This is a genomic window from Amycolatopsis sp. 505, from assembly GCF_031625235.1.
In the GTDB taxonomy this organism is placed as follows: Bacteria; Actinomycetota; Actinomycetes; order Mycobacteriales; family Pseudonocardiaceae; genus Amycolatopsis.
Map to the genome: position 1 here is coordinate 102,752 of NZ_JACKQP010000011.1, position 21,173 is coordinate 123,924.

Below are 21,173 nucleotides of genomic sequence, written 5' to 3' on the forward strand. Positions count from 1 at the left end.
GACTCCTGAGGCGGAAAGCAGTGAAGCAACCCGAACGGCGGATGTTTACCCCGGGCAGGCCGGGGTAAACGCCGCCGCTGGTGATCTCCGTCTCACCGCATCGGGTGGGCCACCCGGACGGGTGGCCCACCCGGGCTCAGGTTGCCCGGACCGCCCCGCAGTGCCACGGGATCCGCTGCGGCCGCACGCTTTCCAGCGTCGGGACGACCGGGGCGATCGAGCCGTCGCGGCGGAACGTCAGCTTGTCGATCGTCGTCTCGCGGTGGGTGCCGTCGCCGCCCGGGATGCCGAAGCGGTGGTAGGCGAGGTACCAGTCGTCGGTGCCCGGGACCTGCAGCATCGAGCTGTGCCCGGTGCCGAGGACACCCAGGTGGGCGTCCTTGCTCAGGAGCAGGCCGCGGTTGGTGAACGGCCCGGTCGGGCTCGGCGCCGTGGCGTAGCCGACGCGGTAGTCCGGGCTGCGGGTGTCGTCGATGGACCAGCTGAGGTAGTACGTGCCCTTCCGCTCCACCGTGAACAGCCCCTCGCGGAAGTCGTTCAGGCCGGTCAGGCGGGTGATCTTCGCGCTGTCGTAGGACACCATGTCGGCGTTGAGCGGGACGACGTAGGCGTTGCCGTTGCCCCAGTACAGGTACGGCTGTCCGGTGTGGTCGAGGAACACCGCCGGGTCGATGGCCTGGCCGCCGTCGGGGTTCTTCGCGATCAGCGGCTTGCCGGAGTCGACGAACGGGCCGGTCGGGGAGTCGCTCACCGCGACGCCGATCTTGGCCTCGGCGCAGAAGTAGAAGTAGTACTTCCCGCCGTGCTTCGCGATCGTCGGCGCCCAGGCGTTCTTGTCGGCCCAGCCGACGTCCTTGCCGAGGTCGAGGATGACGCCCTCGTCCGTCCAGTCGACGAGGTTCTTCGACGACCACGCCGAGAACTTCGTCCCGCTCCAGCCGTCGAAGCCGTCGGTGGTCGGGTAGAGGTAATAGGTGTCGCCGAACGCGACGATGTTCGGATCGGCGTGGTAGCCGGGCAGCACCGGGCTGCGCACCTCGTGCGCCTCGACCGTCCACACGCGACGGTCGCCGCCGGCGCCGGTCACCGTGAACTGCTTCGGCGAGCCGAGGTCGACCGGCTTCCCGTTGTCCGGCCTGATGGTGGCCCCCGGCGCCAAGCCGAACTTCGGCGCGAGCCGGCGCAGGTCGGTGCCCGGCTTGACCGGCAGCACGACCGTCCCGGCCCCGGCGTCGATGACGGCCGGTGTCTTGAGCGCGTCGAGCTGCACCGAGCGGATCGCGGTGCTGTTCGACGGGAGCGTGGCGACCTCGGGCCCGGACAGCGCCCGGTTGTGCAGCCGCACGTCCTTCATCTTGCCGGTCAGGGTCTTGTCGCCGGCGTACACCGACCGGCCGAGGTAGTTCGCCGCCGTGACGCCGCCGCCGAGGTCCGCCGGCTTGATCGTGGCGTTCGCGTTGCGGCCCACCTCGACGCCGTCCAGGTACAGCACCTCCACGCCGTTGCCGACGGTGAGCGTCACGTTCTTCCACACCCCGCGCGGCAGCCCGCCGCCGGAGTCCGCCGCCTGCTCGGTGGTCCAGTTGCCGGTGGCGATGGCGCCGCGGAAGCCGCCGCTCGCCGTACCGCCGGTGGTGAAGAGGTAGCCGTTGCCGGTCCCGTCCTTGGCCGTGTTGCCCAGCCCCCACAGGAAGTACGGCGTCTGCTGGTTCTCCTCGACCAGGACGTCGGCCGACACGGTGGCCGCCGAGGCGCCGGTGAGCAGGTTGTTCGGCAGCTGGACGTGCCCGTTCTTGCCGCCGAAGGCCAGCGCGCCGTCACTCCAGCTGACGTCACCGGCCAAGGCGCCGTCGTAGCCGTGGCCGGTGGTGTCGGCCGCGACCGTGCCGGACTTCGCGTCGAGCGGCCAGTGCGCGACCAGGCCCTTCGCGTCGGCCTTCGGCGGCACCGGCGGTGCGCTCAGGCGGTTCATCTCGGCCTGGGTGACCGGCAGGACGGTGCCGTGCCGCGGCGACGCGGGCAGGTGCGCGCCGGTCGACATCGTCCACTTGCCCGAGTCGAGGTCGGTGGTCTCGAACGGGACGTAACCGCGGCCGCCGAACTCGTCGATGAACAGGTACCACTTGTTCTCGGTGTTGGACTTGAACCCGGTCGGGCCCTCGCCCGCGGACAGGCCGGGGCTGGTCGCGGTGGCCTTGCCGAGGCAGTCGGCGACGAAGCCGTAGTGCGGGTCGAGCAGGTCGGTGGCCTTCTCCTCGGTGATGAACTTGCTGCACGGCGTCGAGGAGGTGTTGTTGCGCTCGTCCTTGGTGAACCGGTAGTAGGTGCCCTGGTTCTTGATGACCGTCGAGTCGATCACCGAGTAGCCCGGGTCGATCCAGACCTGCGGCGCGCTGAAGGTGTGGAAGTCGCGCGTGGTCGCGTACATCATCCGGTTGTAGCTGTCGCCGAGGTGGTTCGGGTCGTTCTCGGCGTACAGCTTCGACGCCCAGTAGACGACGTACGTGCCGCGCTTGGCGTCCCAGAACGCCTCCGGGGCCCAGGTGTTGCCCGCGGTCGGCGGGGACACCTGGACGCTGCGCTGGCGCGACCAGTGCGCCAGGTCGGTCGACTCCCAGACCATGATCGACCGGCTGCCGGTCCGCTGGGCGGCGTCCCAGCCGCGGCCGGCGTAGATCCGCAGGTCGGTGGCGAGCAGGTAGAACTTGTCGCCGTCGGGGGAGCGCAGGATGAACGGGTCGCGCACGCCCAGCTCGCCCAGGCTCGACTTGAGCACCGGCCGGCCGTTGTTGAGCTCGGTCCAGTTCAGCGGGTCGTTGCCGTTGCTGAGGGCCGAGTAGATCTGCTCGCCGTCGGAGGTGCCTTCGCCGGTGAAGTAGAAGAAGCTGTAGCCGGCCAGGGGTTCCTGCGCGGGCTTGGGGACGACGGTGGCGGTGAACCGCCGGGTGGTGCTCTCACGGCCGAGGCTCACCTTCGCGGTCAGGACGACCTTCGCGGGCGCGGCGCCGGTCGCCGGCCGGGTGACCTCACCGGTCGGGGTGATCACCGACGGCGCGGACGACGTCCAGGTGACGCGCGTGCCGTCCGGGCCGCTCGCCGGCAGTGTGAGGTTGCCACGGACGTCGTCGATGTCGGGCACGGACAGCGTGCTCGCGGCGGCGCGGAGGCCGGTACCGGTGTCGGCGGAGGGCGCCGCACCGGCGCCGGCACCGCCGAGGGGGACGAGTGCGGCCGCGACGGCCAGCACGACGCCGAAACGGCGCGGGGAGAACAACTTCATCGTTGTCGGTTCCTTCGAGGCCTGCGCATGTTAACGTTAACATGATTCGGGTACGCTGACTCTAGGTCGGCGCGGTCCCGGTGGTCAAGAGCCGTGCGGATGGCGGGCCAGCTGCTCGGCGATCGCTTCCCGTGGGTACGGCGTCTTCCGGCTCTCGGTGTGGAGGGCGAAGTAGAAGTCGTTGACGACGGCGGCGAGCGGGGCGTACCGGCGCAGCAGCGGCGCCTGGTCCGGCACCTCGCCGGCGGCGCACGCGCGGACGAAGTCGTTGCGAGCGCGGGCATCCGGCCGGGCGCGCAGACCGCGGACGACCCGGTTGACGAGGTGGGTCAGGACGTAGGCCCGGTCGTGGCCGTCGTGGTCGGCGAGGAACTCCGCTTCGGCGTCCGAGAGGTCGAAGCTCGCGGCCACGGTCAGGCCGAAGTCCGTGAGGTGGAGCCGTTCGCCGTCGGTGACGATGTTGGCGAAGTGCGCGTCGAAGTGCTGGACGTCTTTCGTGGCCAGAAAATCGGTGATGTGCCGCAGGTCTTCTTCGAGCGGCAGGTCGTCCCCGGGCCAATCGGCGAGGCTGTGCGGCAGGTACTCGAGGAACAGCACGAGGTCGGTGCCGGAGCCGGCCAGCGCTTCCAGCCGCCGTCGCACGCCGGGGTCGCCGTGCCAGAACGCGACGTCGGCCTCGATGTCGGCCTGCGGGCGCGGCAGGCCCGGCCGGATCCGCCAGTGGTGCAGGAGCGGGAAGTTTTCGCATTCGCCCCCGCGGACCCAGGCGGACGTCATCAGGTGTGCTTCCAGCTCGCGCCAGGCTCCGCCGCCCGCGGACCCGACGCCGTAGTGCGACCACAGCGGCAGCCCGTAGAGGTCGGCCGTCGAGTGCGGGTTCGCGAGTTCGACGGCGGTGAGCGGGACGCGCTTGACGAAGACAGGCTCGCCGGCCACCTGCAGCAGCCAGGACGAGCCGCCGATGCCGGTGCCGAGCGGACGTGCCTTGGTCAGGAGGTCGTCGCCGGCTTCCGCCAAGGCGGCGGCGATCTTCTCGTCGCGTGCCAGGCGGCCGGTCACGCGCGCACCAGCGGCAGATAGACGTCGTCGACGATCCCGACCAGGATGTCATCGGCCACTGTGGTCAGTCCGTGCGTGAGGTATTCGTTGCGCAGCAACACGAGAGCCACGGTGGCCACGCGCGGGTTCAGGGCCTCCGGCCGGGCCTGCCCGCGCGCTACCGCCTGTTCGACGACGGTCAGCCAGGCCGCGGTTCCGCCGGAAGCGGCCTGTTCGTGCAGCTGCTCGCGGAGTTCGGGTTCGTCACCCACGCCGGTGAGGAGGCTGCGAAGGGCGCGCGCGGCGGGCGAAGTCTGACCGCAGTTGATCGCCCGCAGCAGCGTCAGCGCGTCTTCGCGGAGGTTGCCGGTGTCGGGTGGCTTCAGGGTGTCCTCGGCGAGGTGGCGGTAGGCGGCGACGCCGAGCGCGGCGCGGTTCGGCCAGCGGCGGTAGATCGCGTTCTTGTTGGTCCCGGCGCGCTGGGCGACGCGTTCCATGGTCAGGCCGGAGTAGCCGGCCTCGGCGAGCTCGGCCGCCGCCGCGCGCAGGATCGCCTCTTCCAGCTCGGTGCCCCGGCGCCGGGTCTTCGGTGTCGCCATGGCACCATCCTACGGTACGGTACGGACCGTACCTTAAATCTGGGAGGAAGACATGCGAGCCAAGGGGATCGGCTACGACACGGGGCTCGAGGTCCGCGGGCGCGTCAACCGCCCGTTCGACCCCGGCCTGGTCCGCCGCGAGCTGGCGATCATCCGCGACGACCTGCACTGCACGGCGGTGCGGCTGATCGGCACCGACCTGGACCGGATTGAGTTCGCCGCGCGCGAGGCGGCCGCGCTGGGGCTGGAGGTGTGGTTCTCGCCGTTCCCGTGGGACCTCGGCCCGGAGGACCTCCTGGACCTCTTCGCCGACGGCGCCGCGCGGGCCGAACGCCTCCGCGAGGCGGGCGCCGAGATCGTCTTCGTCACCGGCGCCGAGCTGAGCCTGTTCTGCCACGGCTTCCTGCCGGGCGGCAGCATCACCGAGCGCCTGGACAACCTCCTGGCGTCGAGGGAACTGGTGGCCGGGCTGCCGGAGCGGGTCAACGCGTTCCTGTACCGCGCGGCCGAGGTGGTCCGCGCCCGGTTCGGTGGCCGCGTCACCTACGCGGCGATTCCGCTGGAGCGCGTCGACTGGACGCCGTTCGACATCGTGTCGGTGGACGCGCACCGCTCGAAGGAGGTGGAGCACATCTACCGCCAGGGCGTCCGGAGCCTGGTCGCGGCGGGCAAACCGGTGGCGATCACGGAGTTCGGCGTGACGCCCTACCGGGGCGCGGCCGATCTCGGCGCCCGCTGCGGCGAAATCCTCGAGTACGAAGACGACGTCCCGGTCCGGCTGACGGGCGACTACGTCCGGGACGAACAGGAACAGGCCCGCTACCTGCGCGAACTGCTGGAGATCTTCACGGCGGAAGGCGTCGACGCGGCCTTCGCCTGCACGTTCGTCTGCTACGGGCTGGTGCACCGGGCCGATCCCCGGACCGACCTCGACATGGCGAGCTGGGGCGTGGTGAAGGTCCTGGAAGAGGGTACGGGGGAGACGTACCCGGACGTCCCGTGGGAGCCGAAGGCGGCCTTCGGCGCGCTGGCCGAGTGCTACGCCTGAGCCGGTGAGCGGTCCGATGAATTCTTGGCCAACCGCGGCTGCAACCGGGTCGGCGTTGACAGAGGGCGAGGCCTCTTCTAGCGTTCATAGCGCAAGACATCGGATGACCAGCCCGATTCCGGGCCCGTCCGCCGGCCGATGTGCACCCCTGCCGTACTCCGTCAGGAAGGACACGCCGAAGATGCCGGAATTCCCCCGCCGGACGGCTTTGCGCTCGCTCGCCGCCTCCGTTCTCGCCGTCCCGATCGTCCTGGGCGCCGCCGGTCCCGCCCACGCGGCCCCGCTGTGGCACCCGGACCCCGCCGCCGACGGCCTGAAGGCCTTCGAGGGCATCGAAGCCGACCGGGGCCACCACCACCCCGACCGCAAGTACGTCGTCGTCGAAGGCGACCACTACCGGTTCAACATCTGGAAGGACGACCGCGACACGACCGGCGGCGGCGACCGCCAGCGCACCGAATCGAAGGGCATGGTGCAGAACGGCACGACGTTGAAGATGCACAACGGCGAGACCTGGACGCTCTCCTACGAGATGTACCTCCCGGCCTCGCTGCACGGCACCAGCAAGTTCACCCACATCTTCCAGACGAAGACGCCGTCGACCAACGGCGGGCCGTGGGTGACGCTCGACCTGACCCGCAGCGGCAGCAAGGAAATGCTCAACGCCCGGGCGTACGCCAACTCGGGTTCGCCGAGCATCGCGGCCACGGAACTGGCGCCGCTGCGGGACAAGTGGATCACCATCGAGTGGACGTTCACGCCGGGCTCGAAGGGCAAGGCGGCCTGCGTCATCCGCAACGGCACCGGGTCGGGTGCGCCGGTCGCCGCACAGGGCAGCATGAGCAACGTGAACCTCCCCGACCAGGGTGACTACGTCCGCCCGAAGTGGGGGATCTACCGGTCGGTCCAGAGCGCGTCGTCCGACATCCTCGACACCTACCTGCTGTTCCGGAACTACACGGCGGCCCGCAAGTAGGTGCGCGTTCGCGAAACCAGGGTGACACTGGCGGCATGAAGGTCGTCGACGGGTACCCCGGCACACGCCGCCCGTCGACGACCGCCCGCTACCTCGGACCACCGCCGCTGCGGCGCGGTCCGGTGCTGGTCACGGCCGCTTTCGCGGCCCTGGGCGGTGCGTTGATCCCGGCCGCTTCGGTGGCGGGCCTCTGGCGGCTCTGGCAGTTCTACGCGATGCTGTTCGCCCTGTTCGCGGTGGTCGAATTCATCGCCTTCGTCGCCGTTTTCGGGTGGCCGACGCGCAAGACCGCGCACGCCGCGGCGGTCACCGCGGCCGCCGGCCTCGCGCTGTGGGTCGCGAGTCGGCCGCTCGGGCTGCTGACCCGCCTCGACCCGTGGCAGCCCGCGGACACCGTCCTCGGCTTCACCGATTACCTCGCGGCCGCCTTGCAGGTCATCGCCGTCTTCGGGTTCCTGGTCGTGGCACGGCGGGGAGCGCACCCGCGGCCGTCGGCGCCGCGGCGGGTGGCGGCGTGGATCGTGCTGTTCCCCGTGCTGCTGCTGGTGCTCGCGGCCGGCACCGCGGGCACCATCGCGGCCGGCGACCGCATCACCAGCCCGGCCGCCTCGACCCTGCTCGACGGCAGCACCGTCGAATACTGCCGCGCGGACGGGATTCCCCTCGAAATGGACCTCACCCGCCCGGCCGCGCGTGGCGCCCCGGTGGCGCTGTTCCTGCACGGCGGCGGCCTGATCGCGGGCAACCGCAGGCCCACCGGGCCGGGCGCGCTGCTGGCGGGGTCGCGGCTCGGGCCGCTGCGCGACGCACTGACGGCCCGCGGATTCGCCGTCGCCGCGATCGACTACCGCCTCGCCCCCGCCGCCCGCTGGCCGGCTCCCTTGGACGACGCTCGCTGCGCGGTCCGGTTCCTCGAGGCCCACGCGGCGGAGCTGGACCTCGACCCGGCCCGGATCACGGCGGTCGGGACGGGCGCGGGTGGCACGCTGGCGTCCCTGCTCGGGGTGGCCGGAACGCCGGAGGTCCGCGCGGTGGCGGCGATCGACGCCCCGGCCGAATTCGACCTCGCGGGCCAGGACCCGCTCACCCGCGCGTCGGTGCTGGCGGCATTGGGCCGTTCCCCGGCGACCCTGCGCGAGGCGAGCCCGCTGACGTACCCGGGCACGGGCGCCCCGCCGTTCCTGATCGTGGGCGGCCGCAAATCGGCGGAGTTCGCGGACCGCCTGCGCACGGCGGGCGTCCCGGTGACGACGGGCGGCGGCGATCCGGCCGAGGTGGCGCAGTTCCTGGCGACGGCCACCGGCACACTGACCCCATGACGACGGACGCCCGGGCCGAGATCCGGTACTTGCTCACCCCGGACATCGAGCCGGCGACCTACGTCCCGGACGATCCCGGGCGGTTCATGTTCCTGGTCCAGCTGATCGCCGGGCCGGCCGGGGAGCCGGGCGAGGAATCGTTCGACTTCGAGGTCTGCAGCCCCGGGTGGCTGGCCGAACAGGCCCGCGGCGGGCCGATCTCGGGCCGCCACCACGTGATCGTCGACCGCTTCGACTGGCCCGCGCTGGTCGCGTACTTCGACGACCTGGTCGCCCGCTGCACCGGCGCGGACTGGGCGGAGGTCACCGCGAAGCTGAGCCGGTACGGACTCTGGGAGTTCGAGGACTACCGGGCCTGAGCTTCCCGAAGACGTTGCGCCGCGCCGGTGTCCGTGGCTTGACCTGGAGCGCGCTCCAGCCTCTAGCGTGAGGTCACGCCGACCGAATCGTCAGGAGAATGCTTCATGGAGCTCGGTTTCCACCTTCCCATCTTCGACATCGACGGCGGGACCACCGCCATCGCCGGTGAGCTCGCCCGGGTGGGCGCCGCGGCGGAGGAGGCCGGGGCGACCTGGCTGTCCTTCATGGACCACTACTTCCAGATCGAGCCCACCGGCCTGCCCGCCGAGGCCAACATGCTGGAGGGCTACACGACGCTGGGGTTCCTCGCCGCGCACACGTCCCGGATCGAACTCGGCCTGCTCGTCACCGGCGTCACCTACCGGCACCCCGGCCTGCTCGCGAAGATCGTCACCACCCTCGACGTCCTTTCCGGCGGCCGGGCGGCGCTGGGCATCGGCGCGGCGTGGTTCGAGCGCGAGCACCGGGGGATGGGCGTGCCGTTCCCGCCGGTCGCCGAGCGGTTCGAGCGGCTGGAGGAGACGCTGCGGATCTGCGGGCAGATGTGGGACCCGGCGGACAACGGCCCGTTCGAGGGCAAGCACTACCAGCTCGCCGAGACGCTGTGCGCGCCCCAGCCGATCAGCCGGCCGAAGGTGCTCATCGGCGGCGCCGGCGAGCGCAAGACGCTGCGGCTCGTCGCCCAGTACGGCGACGCGTGCAACCTGTTCGCTTCTTCGCCGTCGGACGTCGAGCACAAGCTGGACGTGCTGCGCCGCCACTGCGACGACGTCGGCCGAGACTACGACGAGATCCGCAAGACGGTCCTGGCCAACAACCCGCGTCCGACACCGGAAACCCGCGACGACTTCGTCCGCTCGATGGAGGACTACGCGAAGCTCGGCATCCAGCAGGCGATCGTCACGCCGACAACGGGTTCGCCGGCCGCGTGGATCGAAGGCATGGCACCGGCCGTGCCGCAGCTGGCCGGACTGGGCTGAGCCTTTACCTCGCGCTAACCCCGGCCCTGGTAGTCAGGAACCGGACCGGCGGACCGCCGGCTCCGGGTGAGCTGCACCCTCTTGGTCCACAGTGGACACTCTCTGGTCGTTTTTTCTTTCCGGTGAACCATTCCCGGCGTGGTGCCGTGTGTCCCGGTGAGGTGGCGACCAGAGAGGAGGGGCTCGATGCCCCACGTGCGCAGTACCGGACGACACCGCAAACCGGCGACGATCGGGCTGGTCGCGCTGCTGGGAGTCGCGGGAGCGACCGCGACGGCGATCGCGCTCAGCAGCCCGGCGAGCAACGCGGCCACGGAAAGCTGCGGTGGCCTGGACACGGCGTTGCAGAACAACCTGACGTTCATCGCGGGCCAGCAGGCGGCCCCGGACGCCCAATCGCCGGCGAGGATAGCCAACCGCCAGGCGGTGGTGGACCAGATCAAGCAACGCCGGGCAGCAGCGGGCTGCGACGGAGCGGTGGCGGCGAACGCGGTGGCGGCCGAGTGCGCGGCGGTGGCCCAGGCCGGCCGGCAGGACAAGGCCGCGGAGAAGAAGCAAGCCGGCCGGAACGCGGCCGAGGGTGACGGTAAGGCGAAGAACGGCAAGGCCGCCGAGCACGGCATGGCGGGCGAGAACGGGATGGCCGGCGGAAACGGGATGGCCGGCGAGCAGGGTATGGCCGGCCAGAACGGGATGGCCGGTGGGAACGGAATGGCCGGCGAGAACGGCACGGCGGATCAGAACGGGATGGCCGGCGAGCGGGATATGGCCGGCCAGAAGGGGATGGCGGGCCAGGAAGCCGACGCGCAGGACGGATCCGCCGCCGCCAACGGCAAAGCCAAGAAGAACAAGGCCGCGGAGAAGAACGCCAAGGCCGCCCAGGAAGTGGCCGCCCAGGCCGACGCGGCGGCCCTGGCTTGCGGTGTGGTCGAGAAGTGCGTGGCGCAGGCCGCGGGAGCCGCCGACGCCAACGGCATGGCCGACCAGAACGGCATGGCCCACGGCAACGGCATGGCCGGGCAGAACGGTGCCGCCGAGCAGAACGGCATGGCCGGCGAGAACGGCGCGGCCAAGCAGAACGGTGCCGCTGAGCAGAACGGCATGGCCGACAAGAAGGGTGCCGCCAAGCAGAACGGCATGGCCGGCGGCAACGGCATGGCCGACGAAAATGGCATGGCCGACCAGAACGGCATGGCGCAGCAGAAGGGCGCTGCCGAGCCGAACGGCGCAGCCAACGAAAACGGCGCGGCCAACGAAAACGGCATGGCCGACCAGCAGGACGCGGCCCAGAACGCCGCCGCGGCCGAGCAGGACTGCGCGGCCGTCCTCGAGTGCGTTGCCCAGGCCGGCGCTGCCGACCAGAACGGGGCCGCCGCCGAGCAGCAGAACACCGCCACGGCCGAAAACAAGGCCGAGAACAAGACCGAAAACAAGAACAAGAACAAGAACCAGGCCAACGCGGCGAAGCAAGCCGCCGCGGTCGCGGAGAAGTGCGTCGCCGAAGCAGCTCAAAAGGCGACCGCCACCGCCGGCAAGTGAGGCCAGGAGGGTGTGCACCGGAAGCGGGCCGGTGCACACCCTCCGTCACTTCGCCACCCGATCCGGTGACCCTCGGGAACTTCTGGCCGCCGTCGTTCGTTCACCCTGTGCACCCCAGTAACCTGGGTCCCGCACCCGACGACCGACGACAGCACGAGGCTTCAGTGACCACCGACCCGGCGGCCGAGGACCTGCGCGAGGCGGCCGACGAGCTCGCCGTCGCCGGGCAGCTTCCGCGATTCCTGCTGATGTACAAGTTCGCCATCGAAGAGCTGATGACGAAGCTGCGGATCCTCAGCGAGGAGTTCGACTTCGTCCACCAGCACGATCCGATCGAGCACATCACCAGCCGGGTGAAGCGGCCGGAGGCCATCAAGGAAAAGGTGCGCCGCCGGGGGCTCGGCGGCGACTGGGTGTCGGCCGCGCACGTCCTCGACGACATCGCCGGAATCCGGGTCGTCTGCCCGTTCGTCTCCGACGTCCACGAGGTCGCCCGGATGCTCACCGCGCAGGACGACGTCGAGCTGCTGCGCACCAAGGACTACATCGCCAAGCCGAAGGCGAACGGCTACCGCAGCCTGCACCTCATCGTCCGGATCCCGGTCTTCCTCTCCGACCGCGTCGAAAAGGTCAAGGTCGAGGTCCAGCTGCGCACCATCGCCATGGATTTCTGGGCCGCGGTCGAGCACAAGCTCTCCTACAAGTACCGCGACAGCGTCCCGGCCGACTTCGCCGGCGAACTCGCGGCCGCGGCCCGGACTGCGGCCGACCTCGACCGGCGGATGGCCGCGCTGCACGAACGGATCCGCTAGGGCTCGCCCAGCGCGTCGAGCATGATCCGCAACCCGAACTCGAACTCCGCTTCGTGGTCGCACACCGCCAGGTAGGGCGCCGCCACGGCGACCGCGGGCAGGCCGGACCGCTCGAGGTCCGCGAGCCGCTGGACGCTGCCGCCGAACGTCGGCGCCGCCTCGACCTCGCGCATCAGCGTGCCGATGAGGAACGCCAGCACCGCGCGGAGCCCGTGCACCGCGCGGTCCGGCGGAAAACCCGCCGCGAGCAGCGGGGCGAGCACCGCCTCGACCGGCGCGAGCGCCGTCATCGACGCGAGCCGGCGGGTCAGCACCAGCGGGGCCGCCCGCGGGTGGTCGAGCAGCGCGGCCCGGAACCCGTGCGCCAGCGCCGACATCGTCTCCCGCAGGTCCGCCCCGGCCGGCGGCTCGGGGATCGCGGCGAGCAGGACCTCGGCGATCCCGTCCAGCAGCGCGTCCTTGCCGTCGACGTGGTTGTACAGGCTCATCGGGTCGACGCCGAGGCGCCGCGCCAGCTTGCGCATGCTGACGGCCTCCAGGCCTTCCTCGTCGACCAGCGCAAGCCCGGCGAGCAGGATCCGTTCGCGCGACAAGACGCCCTGGGGCGGCCGGCCCCGCCGGGTCGTCACAGGGTGAGCACCGCGGGGAGGTTCTCGTAACCGCGCAGGATGCGCGTCGACCGGCGGCGGCCGCCGGGCAGCACGCGCAGGCCGGGGAACCGGTCGAAGATCGTGCGCAGCCCGATTTCCCCCTCCATGCGCGCCAGCGACGCCCCCAGGCAGTGGTGGCGGCCGGCGCCGAACGACACGTGGTCGCGCGCTCCGTCGCGGGTGACGTCGAAGACGGCCGGGTCGGCGAACACCCCGGGGTCGCGGTTCGCGCCCGCCAGCACGGTCGTGACCAGCGCGCCGCGGGGCAGCGGAACCCCGGTGACCTCGGTCGCGCGCGTGGCGACCCGGCCGGTCAGCAGCACCGGCGGGTCGTACCGCAGCACCTCCTCGACCGTGTTGGCCCACAGCTCCGGCCGTTCACGCAGCACCGCGAGCTGCCCGGGATCGGCCGCGAGCAGCGCGATGCCGCTGCCGAGCAGGTTGACGGTCGTCTCGAAGCCGGCCGCCAGCACCAGGCCCGCGGTGGACTTCAGCTCCGTCTCGGTGAGGCCGACACCGCCGTCGCGGGCGGCGACGAGCTTGCTGAACAGGTCGTCGCCGGGGTGGCGGCGCAGGTGGTCGAGGTGCTCGCCGAGCCAGGTGTCGAACTCGGCCAGCGCGGTCTCGACGTGGCGGAACGTGCGCCAGCCGAGCCCGAGGTCGAGGCTGGGTGCGGCGGCCGCGCCGAGCGAAAGCACCTTGCCGAGGTCGGACGGCGGCACGCCGAGGATCTCGCTGATGACCGTCACCGGCAGCAGCCCGCAGTAGGACTCGACCAGGTCTATCGGGGCGCTGGGGTCGAGCCCGTCGAGCAGGCCGTCGGCGATCTCCTGCACCCGGCCGCGCAGCTGCTCGACCGCGCGCACGGTGAACACGCCGGTGACCAGCTTGCGGTACCGGGTGTGCTCGGGCGGGTTGACGGCCAGCAGCGACGGCGGCCGCACCGGGTGCAGGTGCTCGCCGGCCGACCACTCCACGAGCCGGCCGAGCGCGGAGCCGTCCGAGCCGATGACGCCGACGCGGAAGTCTTCGCTGGCCAGGACCTCCCGGACGGCGGCGTGCGTGGTGGTCATCCAGCCGAACCGGGTGCGCGCGAGCGGGCCGGCACCGCGGATCTCCTCGAACAGGCCGGTCAGGTCCCGCCCCTCGGCCGCGGCGACGACCATGCGGCCCTGCAGGTCACCGCGCTTGGCCTCGCGCCGCAGCACGGTCCGGGGGAGTGCGTGGCCGAGGCCCCAGCGCACTACGGGTTTCGTCCAGGACAGGGCTCCGGTCATGACATCCCCTCCGGTCGGCGTACCTACACTGTAGGTTATCGCCGCGGCCCGGACCTCGCCCCGACCGGCGCCAGCAAGACGCCCAAGGCGACCAGCTCCGTCAGCGCCATCCCGCGTTCCACCAGGCCGAGCGGGATCAACGTCCACCAGCGGCCGTCTTCCGCGGCGGCGACCACCACCGCGCCCAGGATCACCGCGAACCAGCCCAGTGAGGCCACCGCCAGCACGATCGCCAGCCGGCGGCGCCCGGGCGACGAGGGGAACGCCGTGCGCGCCGCGACCAGGACCGCCAGCGGCAGCGCCACGAACGCCACCACGCTCGCGATCCGGTGCAGCGTGCCGCCGAAGTCCGCGCGGGAGACCGTGGCCCAGTCCGGTTTGGGGAACGCCACGATGACCAGCAGCCCGACCGTCCACAGTGTCCCCAGGACGGCCGCGGGCACCGGGAGCCGGCGCTGGCCGCGCAGGACCGCCAGCCCGGCCGCCGAGCCGAGGGCGACCAGGACCACCGCGAGGTCGAAGACCCACTTGTGGTCGGACAGGCCGTACTCGCTGATCGTGCGGCGGGTGACGCTGATTTCGTCCGTCGGCGGGATGACCTGCAGCAACAGCACCAGGCCGGCACCGATCACCAAGGCCGCAATGCCCGTCAGCGAGACCGCGACCGACACCCGTCGCGCAGGGACTGTGACCATGAACCGACAGTAGCCGACCGGTGGTTGAACTCCCCGTGAAAGGAGCGCGGGCGTTGAACGCTGTACGACTTACGGCGGTGTCCGCGGCCGGATTTCCTCCATTATGGTCGCTCGGTTCCGGTACGTCCGTGCGTGCCGGTCTCGGTCAAGGAGGTCGCTTCCTGTGGGGAATTCACCAAGACGGCTGGTGATGCTGGCTTCGGCCGTCGCACTGGCCGGAACGTTCGTCGCGCTGCCGTCCGGCACGGCGGGCGCGGCGCAGAACATCCTGCGCGCCGACAAGTCGGTGGCGCGCTCGTGCTTCGCGAAACTGCTGCCCAAGGGCACTTCGGGCACCGACCGCCGCGAGCTGACGTCCACCGTGGACGGTCTGGTCCAGGCGCGGCTCAAGGCGCAGGGCGCGGAGGGTGACTGGGACGTCGCCGTCTTCGACAAGGCCACCGGTGCGGTGGTCGCCGCTTCGGCGGCGTTGCGCAGCCACGAACTCGCCGAAAGCTTCGTGAAGAAGGGGCAGGAACTCGTCGTCCAGGGCTGCCGATACGGCGGCTCGGCCGGCCAGGTCCAGCTGGGGGTCGACTTCCTGGCGCTGACCCCGCAGGGCACGCCGACCGGCGCAGCCGCGGCGGCTCAGCGTGCGGAGCTCGTCCGCGTCGAGACGCCCACGCGCGCCGACAAGAACAAGCTGACCGCTCTCGGCCTCGACGTCACGGAGAAGGGTGACGCGACCGGGGTCGAGGTCGTCCTCGCCGGCGACGCCGACCGCCAGACGCTCAAGAACAGCGGTTTCAAGTCGAAGGTCATCGAGGCGGACCTGTCGGCCAAGTCCGTCCAGGACGCGAAGACCGACCGCCAGTACGTCGCGAAGACCGCCGCTTCGGCGCTGCCGTCCGGGCGCACCAGCTACCGGCACCTCTACGAGTACAACTACGAGATGAAGGAACTGGCCCGCAAGAACCCGGGCCTGGTCTCGGCGTTCACCATGCCGGAATCGACGTGGGAAGGCCGGGACGTCGTCGGCGTCGAAATCGCCACCGACGTCAAGAACGTGACCGACGGCAAGCCGGTCAACTTCACCATGGGCGTGCACCACGCCCGGGAGTGGCCGGCCGGCGAGCACGTCATGGAATGGGCGTACGAGCTGGTCAACGGCTACGCCAAGGACCCGGCCATCCGGTCGATGGTGAGCAAGACGCGCAACATCGTCGTGCCGATCATCAACCCGGACGGCTTCGAGATCTCCCGCGAGGCCGAGCCCAAGGGCGACTTCACCCGGTTCGACTACGAGATGAAGCGCAAGAACTGCAACGTCAACGACTCGCCGCCGCAGTTCGCGACCGGTGTCTGCAAGGCGAACCCGGGCGGCCGCATCCGCGGCACCGACCCCAACCGCAACTACGGCGGCTTCTGGGGCGGCAACGGCGCCGAGGTGGCCTGGAGCGGTGACACCTTCCGCGGGTCCGCGCCGTTCAGCGAGCCCGAGGTGCGCAACGTGCGTTCGATCGTGTCCTCGCGCCAGGTGACGAACCTGCTGACGATGCACACCGTCGCCGCGCTGGTGCTGCGCCCGCCGGGCGTGGCGGACGTCCGCCCGCCGCTGGAGGAGCCGCAGTACAAGGCCCTCGGCGACAAGCTGGCCTCGCGCAACGGCTACACGAGCGAGCCGAGCTGGGCGCTCTACGACACGACCGGCACCACCGAGGACTGGTCGTACTGGGCCACCGGCGGCTGGGGCTTCACCATCGAGGTCGGCGGCAACGGCTTCCACGGGCCCTACGCCGACAGCGTCGTCGCCGAGTACGAGGGCCTGGCGCCCGCGGCCGGTGCCGGCAAGGGCGGCAACCGCCAGGCGTTCTTGGACATGCTCGGCAACGCCTCCGACCCGCAGCAGCACTCCACGCTGATCGGCTCGGCGCCCAAGGGCTACCAGCTCAAGCTGCACAAGACGTTCCAGACGCCGACGTCGCCGGTGATCCAGCCCGACGGCTCCACCAAGCCGCCGATCTACATCACCGACGACCTGAACTCGAAGTTCACCGCCAGTGGCGGGCGCTTCGCCTGGTCGGTCAACCCGTCGACGCGGCCGTACGTGGCCGGCCGGTACGGGCGCGACCCGCAGGGCCCGGCGCAGCAGGGCTTCCCGGTCACCAACCCGGCGGGCGTGCCGCCGATCAACCAGAACTACCCGGCCGACCCGGCGGGTGACACGTTCACCTTCCACGTCGACGGCCTGCCGAAGGTCGACAACGGCAAGTTCAGCGTCAACATCAACTGGGCGAGCACGTCGACCGACTGGGACCTGTTCATCTACGACGCGGCGGGCAACCTGGTCAGCTCGTCGGCGAACGGCGGCACGACGTCCGAGCACGCCGTGCTGTTCGACCCGCCCGCGGGTGACTACAAGGCCGTGGTGGTCAACTACGACCAGGCGAACCCGGGTGCGACCGACGACTGGACCGGCGACGTCTCGTTCTCGTCGCCGATCCCGCCGACGTACGGGACGAAGGAGGCCTACCAGCTGACCTGCTCGACGCCGAACGGCAAGCTCGTCGGCGTGGCGGACGTCTTCGCCGACCGCGGCCAGACGGTCGACGTCGGCGAGGTCTGCACCCGCTCCGCGCACGCGCAGAAGCAGCGCGCTTCGGGTGGTGTCCGGTAGTTTCCGCTTGATCCGTGAAGGCCTCCTCGCTCGCGCGGGGAGGCCTTCACGGCATTACGGCGAGGGCGATGCCGAGGGCGATGAGAACCGTGCCCACGACGCGGTTGAGCGCCGGTTCGGCGCGGGCGTACCAGCGCTGGGTGGCGGGGGAGGAGAAGAGCAGGGCGACGCTCAGGTGCCAGCAAGCCGAGGCGGCGACGATCAGCGCGACGGCGGCGGCCTTGACGGCGGTGGGTTCGGTGGGCGGCAGGGTGGCGGTGAGGACGCTGCCGAAGAACGCGGCGGCCTTGGGGTTGGTCAGGTTGCTGAGCACGCCACGGCCGAACGCGTTGCCGTGGCCGAGCTTCTCCTCCGGCGGCTTCACGGGCGCGCGGGCCCGCCACCACAGCCGCACCCCCAGCCACGCGAGATAGCCGCCGCACGCGACGCGCAACGCCGTCGCCAGCCAGGGCGTGCGGGCGAGGACCGTGCCGAGCCCGAAGACCGCGACCGCGGCCAGCAGCCCGCCCGCGGCGACCACTCCGAGCGCGATGGCGACCGCGGCGCGCCGCGTCCCGGTGGCGGCGGTGTGGGCGATGAGGACGAAGTTGGGGCCGGGGGTGACCGCGGCCGGGAGGTAGGCCAGGAGGACGGTGCCGAGGGTGGCGGCGGGGCTCACGTCGTGGGGCCGCCGACGCCACGGCGATCGGGTGCCGCCACGGGATTGCCCGTCCCGCGCCCCGGGCGGTCACGCGGAGACCCCGGAACTGTCGGTGCCCCCTGGTAGCGTGGAAATCGGGGGCTGCTCATGCCGCCCGGCCGCCGCCGACCACCTGGTCGCGCAGGGTCCGCAGCGTCTCGTGGTCCACTGTGGACGGATCCGCCGCCAGCCATGCGCCGATCTCGTGCAGGAACTCTTCCGGGGTCATCGGCGCGACCGGCAGGTCACCCGGGTCCGCCGTCGTCAGGTCGCCGCTGCGGCTCGGGTACACGATCATCGCGCCCCGCAGCGCCACGCCCGGCAGCAGGCCGCGGTAGGCCGCCAGGCTTTCCGCCAGCCGGCTGCCGCCGCCGCGGAACGGGCGGCCGTTGCGCAGCAGCCTGCCGTCCTCCGCCGTCTCGTAGTGGCCCGGCAGCCACAGCTTCGACTCGATGAGCACCAGCCGCTTGCCGCACAGCACCGCGTGGTCGACGTCGGCGAACACCGAGCCCGGCCAGGCGAGGCCGTGGAAGATGCGGGCGCCCGGCAGGCGGGTCAGGTAGCCCTCGAGCAGGTCCGCGGTGAGCCGCTCGGGCAGCTCGTCGCGCTCGGTGCCCGGCGCGCCGAACACCGTGCGGCCGCCGAACTCCTCGGCGTACGCCTCGCGCGCCTTGGCGGCCCGCAGGTACCCGCGCGCCAGCCGCTGGACCAGCAGGGCCGTCCCGGCCGTCAGCAGCAGCCACACGATGAGCACCGGCGTGCTGAAGCCGACGCCGGTGACCAGCGGCAGCAGGACGAGCACCATCCCGGCGACCGCGACGACCACCGGCGTGTGCCCGGGCCCGCGGCGGCGGCCGTGCCGCATCCGGGTGTCCTCGCCCGCGAAGTGCCACCAGCCGAGGTCCTCGGCGTCCAGCTCGGGCAGGTCGGGGACGAAGCCGGGCTCGTCGCCGAAGCGCCGCCGGGGACGCGGCCGGACCGGCACCGGCACCACGGTCGCGCCGCCGGAGTCGTAGCGCGCGCGGGCGACCGGGTCGCTCAGGACGTCGTAGGCCTCGCGCAGCAGGCGGAACGTGCCGACCGTGCCGCCGCCGTCCGGGTGCATGGTCTTGGCCAGCCGGCGGTAGGCCGTCTTGACGTCGGCCGCCGTGGCGTCGCGACGGAGGCCGAGCACCTCGTAGTAGTCGACGTCGGGCACGCGGGTGGTCACCTCCGATGGCTGCGCGAAGACTTTATGGGGTCGGGTCTCCGGGGCTGTCACCGCCTCGGCGGCGCGCCAGGGTGACGGTCCGCGGTGCAGGTCAGGGCGGTGTGAGGGGTTTTCCCGGTGACGGCGGGGGAATCGGGTGCTCCGGCGGGGCGCTCGTGGCGGGCCGGGTGACGACGCCGGGCGCTTCGCCGATGCCTCGTTTGCGGTGGTCGGGGTGTGTCCACTTCGGACTGCGCGTCACTCGGAAGTGTTGCTGTGCCGGAGAAAGACCGGTTCGCGGTGACGTTTCGTAGTCGGAAACCACTCGGATGGCCCTGAACATGTGTTCGAATTCTCGGTTAGGCTGGGTCCATGTCCTCCTCCAGACGTGACGGGCCCACCGCCACCCCACCTCGGCAGCGGGCCCGTCACCCCCGTCAGCGCTCGCGCAGCAGGTACCGCTGCAGCTTGCCGCTGGCGTTGCGCGGCAGCGTGTCGAGGAAGCGCACCCGGCGCGGGTACTTGTACGGCGCGGCAACGGCTTTGGCGTGCTCCTGCAGGGCGTGCACGACGTCCGGGCCCGGGGCGGCGCCGGGCCGGAGCACGACGAAGGCGGTCACGACCGCACCCCGATCCGGATCGGGCGTGCCGACGACCGCGCACTCCTCGACGTCCGGGTGCGTCAGAAGTACCTCTTCGACCTCGGGAGCCGCGATGTTGTAGCCGGACGAGACGATCATGTCGTCGCTGCGCGCCACGAAGCGGAAGTAGCCGTCGGGCTCGCGGACGTAGGTGTCGCCGGTGATGTTCCAGCCGTCGCGGACGTAGTCGGTCTGGCGCGGGTCGCCGAGGTAGCGGCAGCCGGTGGGACCTCGGACGGCGAGCAGTCCGGGTGTGCCGTCCGGGGCCGGCCGGCCGTCGGGGTCCAGGACGGCCGCGCGGAAGCCGGGGACGACCTTGCCGGTCCGGCCGGGGCGGGCGTCGTCGCCGGCCGCGGAGATGAACACGTGCAGCATCTCCGTGCTGCCGATGCCGTCGATCAACGGTGCTCCGACGACGTCGCGGTACTGCTCGGCCACGGCGGCGGGGAGGGCTTCCCCGGCGGAGACGGCGCGGCGGACGCCGGCCAGCAGGGAGCCGTCGCCGGCGCCGAGGATCGCGCGGTAGGCGGTCGGGGCGGTGAACAGCACCGTCACGCCGTGCTCGGCGACGATCGAGGCCAGCTCCTTGGGCGTCGCGCGTTCGACCAGGAGCACCGACGCGCCGGCGTGCAGCGGGAACACCAGGAGGCCGCCCAGGCCAAAGGTGAAGGCGAGGGGCGGGGTTCCGCAGAACACGTCGTCCGGGATGGGCCGGAGGACGTGGCGGGAGAACGTGTCGGCGATCGCGAGCAGGTCGCGGTGGAAATGCATGGTCGCCTTCGGCGTCCCGGTCGTGCCGGAGGTGAAGGCGAGCAGGGCGACGTCGTCGGCGGCCGTCGGCACGTCGGCGAAGGTCGCCGGGTGGCGGGCGCAGCGCTCGGCCAGTTCGGCGCGTTCGGTGCCGAAGGGCACGGCCGGCAGCTCGGGTGGCAGCTCGTCGAGGAGGCGCTCGTCGCAGAGGGCGACCGTGGGCTGCGCGCGTTCGGTGATCTTGTCGAGCTCGCCGCGGCGGAGCATCGGCATCGTCGTGACGGCGACCGCTCCGGCCTTGAGGACGCCGAGCCAGCAGGCCGCGAGCCATGGCGTGTTGGTGCCGCGCAGGAGCACGCGGTGGCCCGGCACGACACCGAGGTCGGTGGTGAGGACGTGCGCGATGCGGTTGGCGCGGGCCAGGACGTCGCCGTAGGTCCACGTCTCGTGCGGTGAGCGCAGGCAGGGGCGGTCCGGGCCGAGGCGGGCGGCGGTGCCGTCGAGCAGGGCTGTCGCGGCGTTGAGGCGGTCGGGGTAGTGCAGCTCCGGCAGGTCGAACACCAGCCGCGGCCACTCGTCGGGCGGCGGGAGCCGGTCGCGGCAGAACGAGTCCGTGTGGGCGCTGGGAGAAAGCTGCATCGCCGCTCCTCGTTCTCGGCCTGTCCGCCACCTGGAAGGTAGCACT

General features: G+C 71.7%; 17 protein-coding genes. 8 read left to right on the forward strand and 9 right to left on the reverse strand.

Features of this window, described 5'->3' with window-relative positions; genetic code table 11:
* Nucleotides 1-136 precede the first annotated feature (136 nt).
* The 3 genes from H5965_RS35890 to H5965_RS35900 form a co-directional block, all read right to left on the reverse strand.
* A complete protein-coding gene (locus tag H5965_RS35890) occupies nucleotides 137-3,280 on the reverse strand; it encodes a family 43 glycosylhydrolase (RefSeq protein ID WP_310975410.1) in 3,144 nt (1,047 codons plus the stop codon).
* Between the two features lie 84 nt (nucleotides 3,281-3,364).
* The gene (locus H5965_RS35895) at nucleotides 3,365-4,339 is read right to left on the reverse strand and encodes a hypothetical protein (RefSeq protein WP_310975411.1); all 975 of its coding nucleotides are present in this window, start codon (nucleotides 4,337-4,339) and stop codon (nucleotides 3,365-3,367) included.
* A complete protein-coding gene (locus H5965_RS35900) occupies nucleotides 4,336-4,917 on the reverse strand; it encodes a TetR/AcrR family transcriptional regulator (RefSeq protein WP_310975413.1) in 582 nt (193 codons plus the stop codon). The genes H5965_RS35895 and H5965_RS35900 overlap by 4 nt, the downstream gene beginning before the upstream one ends.
* 52 nt (nucleotides 4,918-4,969) lie before the next feature.
* Here H5965_RS35900 and H5965_RS35905 point away from each other — a divergent pair, with 52 nt between their 5' ends.
* The 7 genes from H5965_RS35905 to H5965_RS35935 all read left to right on the forward strand — a co-directional run bounded on the left by H5965_RS35905 (nucleotide 4,970) and on the right by H5965_RS35935 (nucleotide 11,951).
* Nucleotides 4,970-5,965, forward strand: a complete 996-nt coding sequence (locus tag H5965_RS35905) for a hypothetical protein (RefSeq protein WP_310975415.1) — start codon at nucleotides 4,970-4,972, stop codon at nucleotides 5,963-5,965.
* A 181-nt stretch (nucleotides 5,966-6,146) separates the two neighbouring features.
* Nucleotides 6,147-6,941, forward strand: coding sequence for a hypothetical protein (locus H5965_RS35910; protein ID WP_310975416.1), 795 nt, complete (start codon nucleotides 6,147-6,149; stop codon nucleotides 6,939-6,941).
* Between the two features lie 35 nt (nucleotides 6,942-6,976).
* Nucleotides 6,977-8,260 carry an alpha/beta hydrolase gene (locus H5965_RS35915; RefSeq protein WP_310975417.1) on the forward strand — a complete coding sequence of 428 codons (1,284 nt, stop codon included), beginning with the start codon at nucleotides 6,977-6,979 and terminating at the stop codon, nucleotides 8,258-8,260.
* On the forward strand, nucleotides 8,257-8,619 hold the full coding sequence (locus H5965_RS35920; RefSeq protein ID WP_310975420.1) for an immunity 8 family protein: 363 nt from the start codon (nucleotides 8,257-8,259) through the stop codon (nucleotides 8,617-8,619). Before H5965_RS35915 ends, H5965_RS35920 begins: the two co-directional genes overlap by 4 nt.
* Nucleotides 8,620-8,724: 105 nt before the next feature.
* Nucleotides 8,725-9,600 carry an LLM class F420-dependent oxidoreductase gene (locus tag H5965_RS35925; RefSeq protein ID WP_310975422.1) on the forward strand — a complete coding sequence of 292 codons (876 nt, stop codon included), beginning with the start codon at nucleotides 8,725-8,727 and terminating at the stop codon, nucleotides 9,598-9,600.
* 342 nt (nucleotides 9,601-9,942) lie between these two features.
* Nucleotides 9,943-11,139, forward strand: a complete 1,197-nt coding sequence (locus H5965_RS35930; protein WP_310975424.1) for a hypothetical protein — start codon at nucleotides 9,943-9,945, stop codon at nucleotides 11,137-11,139.
* Nucleotides 11,140-11,303: 164 nt separating this feature from the next.
* The gene (locus H5965_RS35935; protein ID WP_310975426.1) at nucleotides 11,304-11,951 is read left to right on the forward strand and encodes a GTP pyrophosphokinase family protein; all 648 of its coding nucleotides are present in this window, start codon (nucleotides 11,304-11,306) and stop codon (nucleotides 11,949-11,951) included.
* On the opposite strand, the gene H5965_RS35940 is transcribed toward H5965_RS35935, so the two are convergent.
* Genes H5965_RS35940 through H5965_RS35950 form a run of 3 tightly spaced genes read right to left on the reverse strand, consistent with a single transcriptional unit; the run spans nucleotide 11,948 to nucleotide 14,573 of the window.
* Nucleotides 11,948-12,580, reverse strand: a complete 633-nt coding sequence (locus H5965_RS35940) for a TetR/AcrR family transcriptional regulator C-terminal domain-containing protein (protein ID WP_310975428.1) — start codon at nucleotides 12,578-12,580, stop codon at nucleotides 11,948-11,950. The genes H5965_RS35935 and H5965_RS35940 overlap by 4 nt on opposite strands.
* Nucleotides 12,577-13,878 carry a cytochrome P450 gene (locus tag H5965_RS35945; protein ID WP_310975430.1) on the reverse strand — a complete coding sequence of 434 codons (1,302 nt, stop codon included), beginning with the start codon at nucleotides 13,876-13,878 and terminating at the stop codon, nucleotides 12,577-12,579. The genes H5965_RS35940 and H5965_RS35945 overlap by 4 nt, the downstream gene beginning before the upstream one ends.
* A gap of 35 nt (nucleotides 13,879-13,913) precedes the next feature.
* The gene (locus H5965_RS35950) at nucleotides 13,914-14,573 is read right to left on the reverse strand and encodes a DUF998 domain-containing protein (protein ID WP_310975431.1); all 660 of its coding nucleotides are present in this window, start codon (nucleotides 14,571-14,573) and stop codon (nucleotides 13,914-13,916) included.
* A gap of 190 nt (nucleotides 14,574-14,763) precedes the next feature.
* Between H5965_RS35950 and H5965_RS35955 the strand changes: the two genes are divergently transcribed.
* Nucleotides 14,764-17,229: a M14 family zinc carboxypeptidase gene (locus tag H5965_RS35955; RefSeq protein WP_310975754.1), complete on the forward strand. Its 2,466-nt coding sequence runs from the start codon at nucleotides 14,764-14,766 to the stop codon at nucleotides 17,227-17,229.
* A 46-nt stretch (nucleotides 17,230-17,275) separates the two neighbouring features.
* On the opposite strand, the gene H5965_RS35960 is transcribed toward H5965_RS35955, so the two are convergent.
* The 3 genes from H5965_RS35960 to H5965_RS35970 all read right to left on the reverse strand — a co-directional run bounded on the left by H5965_RS35960 (nucleotide 17,276) and on the right by H5965_RS35970 (nucleotide 21,127).
* Complete coding sequence (locus H5965_RS35960) at nucleotides 17,276-17,887, reverse strand: LysE family transporter (RefSeq protein WP_310975433.1); 612 nt, start codon at nucleotides 17,885-17,887, stop codon at nucleotides 17,276-17,278.
* 127 nt (nucleotides 17,888-18,014) lie between these two features.
* Nucleotides 18,015-19,106, reverse strand: a complete 1,092-nt coding sequence (locus H5965_RS35965) for a DnaJ domain-containing protein (protein WP_310975755.1) — start codon at nucleotides 19,104-19,106, stop codon at nucleotides 18,015-18,017.
* A 428-nt stretch (nucleotides 19,107-19,534) separates the two neighbouring features.
* Entirely contained in the window at nucleotides 19,535-21,127 is a 1,593-nt protein-coding gene (locus tag H5965_RS35970) for an AMP-binding protein (RefSeq protein WP_310975435.1), read from the reverse strand.
* Nucleotides 21,128-21,173 lie beyond the last annotated feature (46 nt).

Excerpts from the sequence above, each read along its gene's own strand:
- H5965_RS35890 (WP_310975410.1), bottom strand. The coding sequence starts at position 3,280 with ATGAAGTTGTTCTCCCCGCGCCGTTTCGGCGTCGTGCTGGCCGTCGCG.
- H5965_RS35900 (WP_310975413.1), bottom strand. The coding sequence starts at position 4,917 with ATGGCGACACCGAAGACCCGGCGCCGGGGCACCGAGCTGGAAGAGGCG.
- H5965_RS35905 (WP_310975415.1), top strand. The coding sequence starts at position 4,970 with ATGCGAGCCAAGGGGATCGGCTACGACACGGGGCTCGAGGTCCGCGGG.
- H5965_RS35910 (WP_310975416.1), top strand. The coding sequence starts at position 6,147 with ATGCCGGAATTCCCCCGCCGGACGGCTTTGCGCTCGCTCGCCGCCTCC.
- H5965_RS35915 (WP_310975417.1), top strand. The coding sequence starts at position 6,977 with ATGAAGGTCGTCGACGGGTACCCCGGCACACGCCGCCCGTCGACGACC.
- H5965_RS35920 (WP_310975420.1), top strand. The coding sequence starts at position 8,257 with ATGACGACGGACGCCCGGGCCGAGATCCGGTACTTGCTCACCCCGGAC.
- H5965_RS35925 (WP_310975422.1), top strand. The coding sequence starts at position 8,725 with ATGGAGCTCGGTTTCCACCTTCCCATCTTCGACATCGACGGCGGGACC.
- H5965_RS35945 (WP_310975430.1), bottom strand. The coding sequence starts at position 13,878 with ATGACCGGAGCCCTGTCCTGGACGAAACCCGTAGTGCGCTGGGGCCTC.
- H5965_RS35950 (WP_310975431.1), bottom strand. The coding sequence starts at position 14,573 with ATGGTCACAGTCCCTGCGCGACGGGTGTCGGTCGCGGTCTCGCTGACG.
- H5965_RS35955 (WP_310975754.1), top strand. The coding sequence starts at position 14,764 with ATGCTGGCTTCGGCCGTCGCACTGGCCGGAACGTTCGTCGCGCTGCCG.
- H5965_RS35970 (WP_310975435.1), bottom strand. The coding sequence starts at position 21,127 with ATGCAGCTTTCTCCCAGCGCCCACACGGACTCGTTCTGCCGCGACCGG.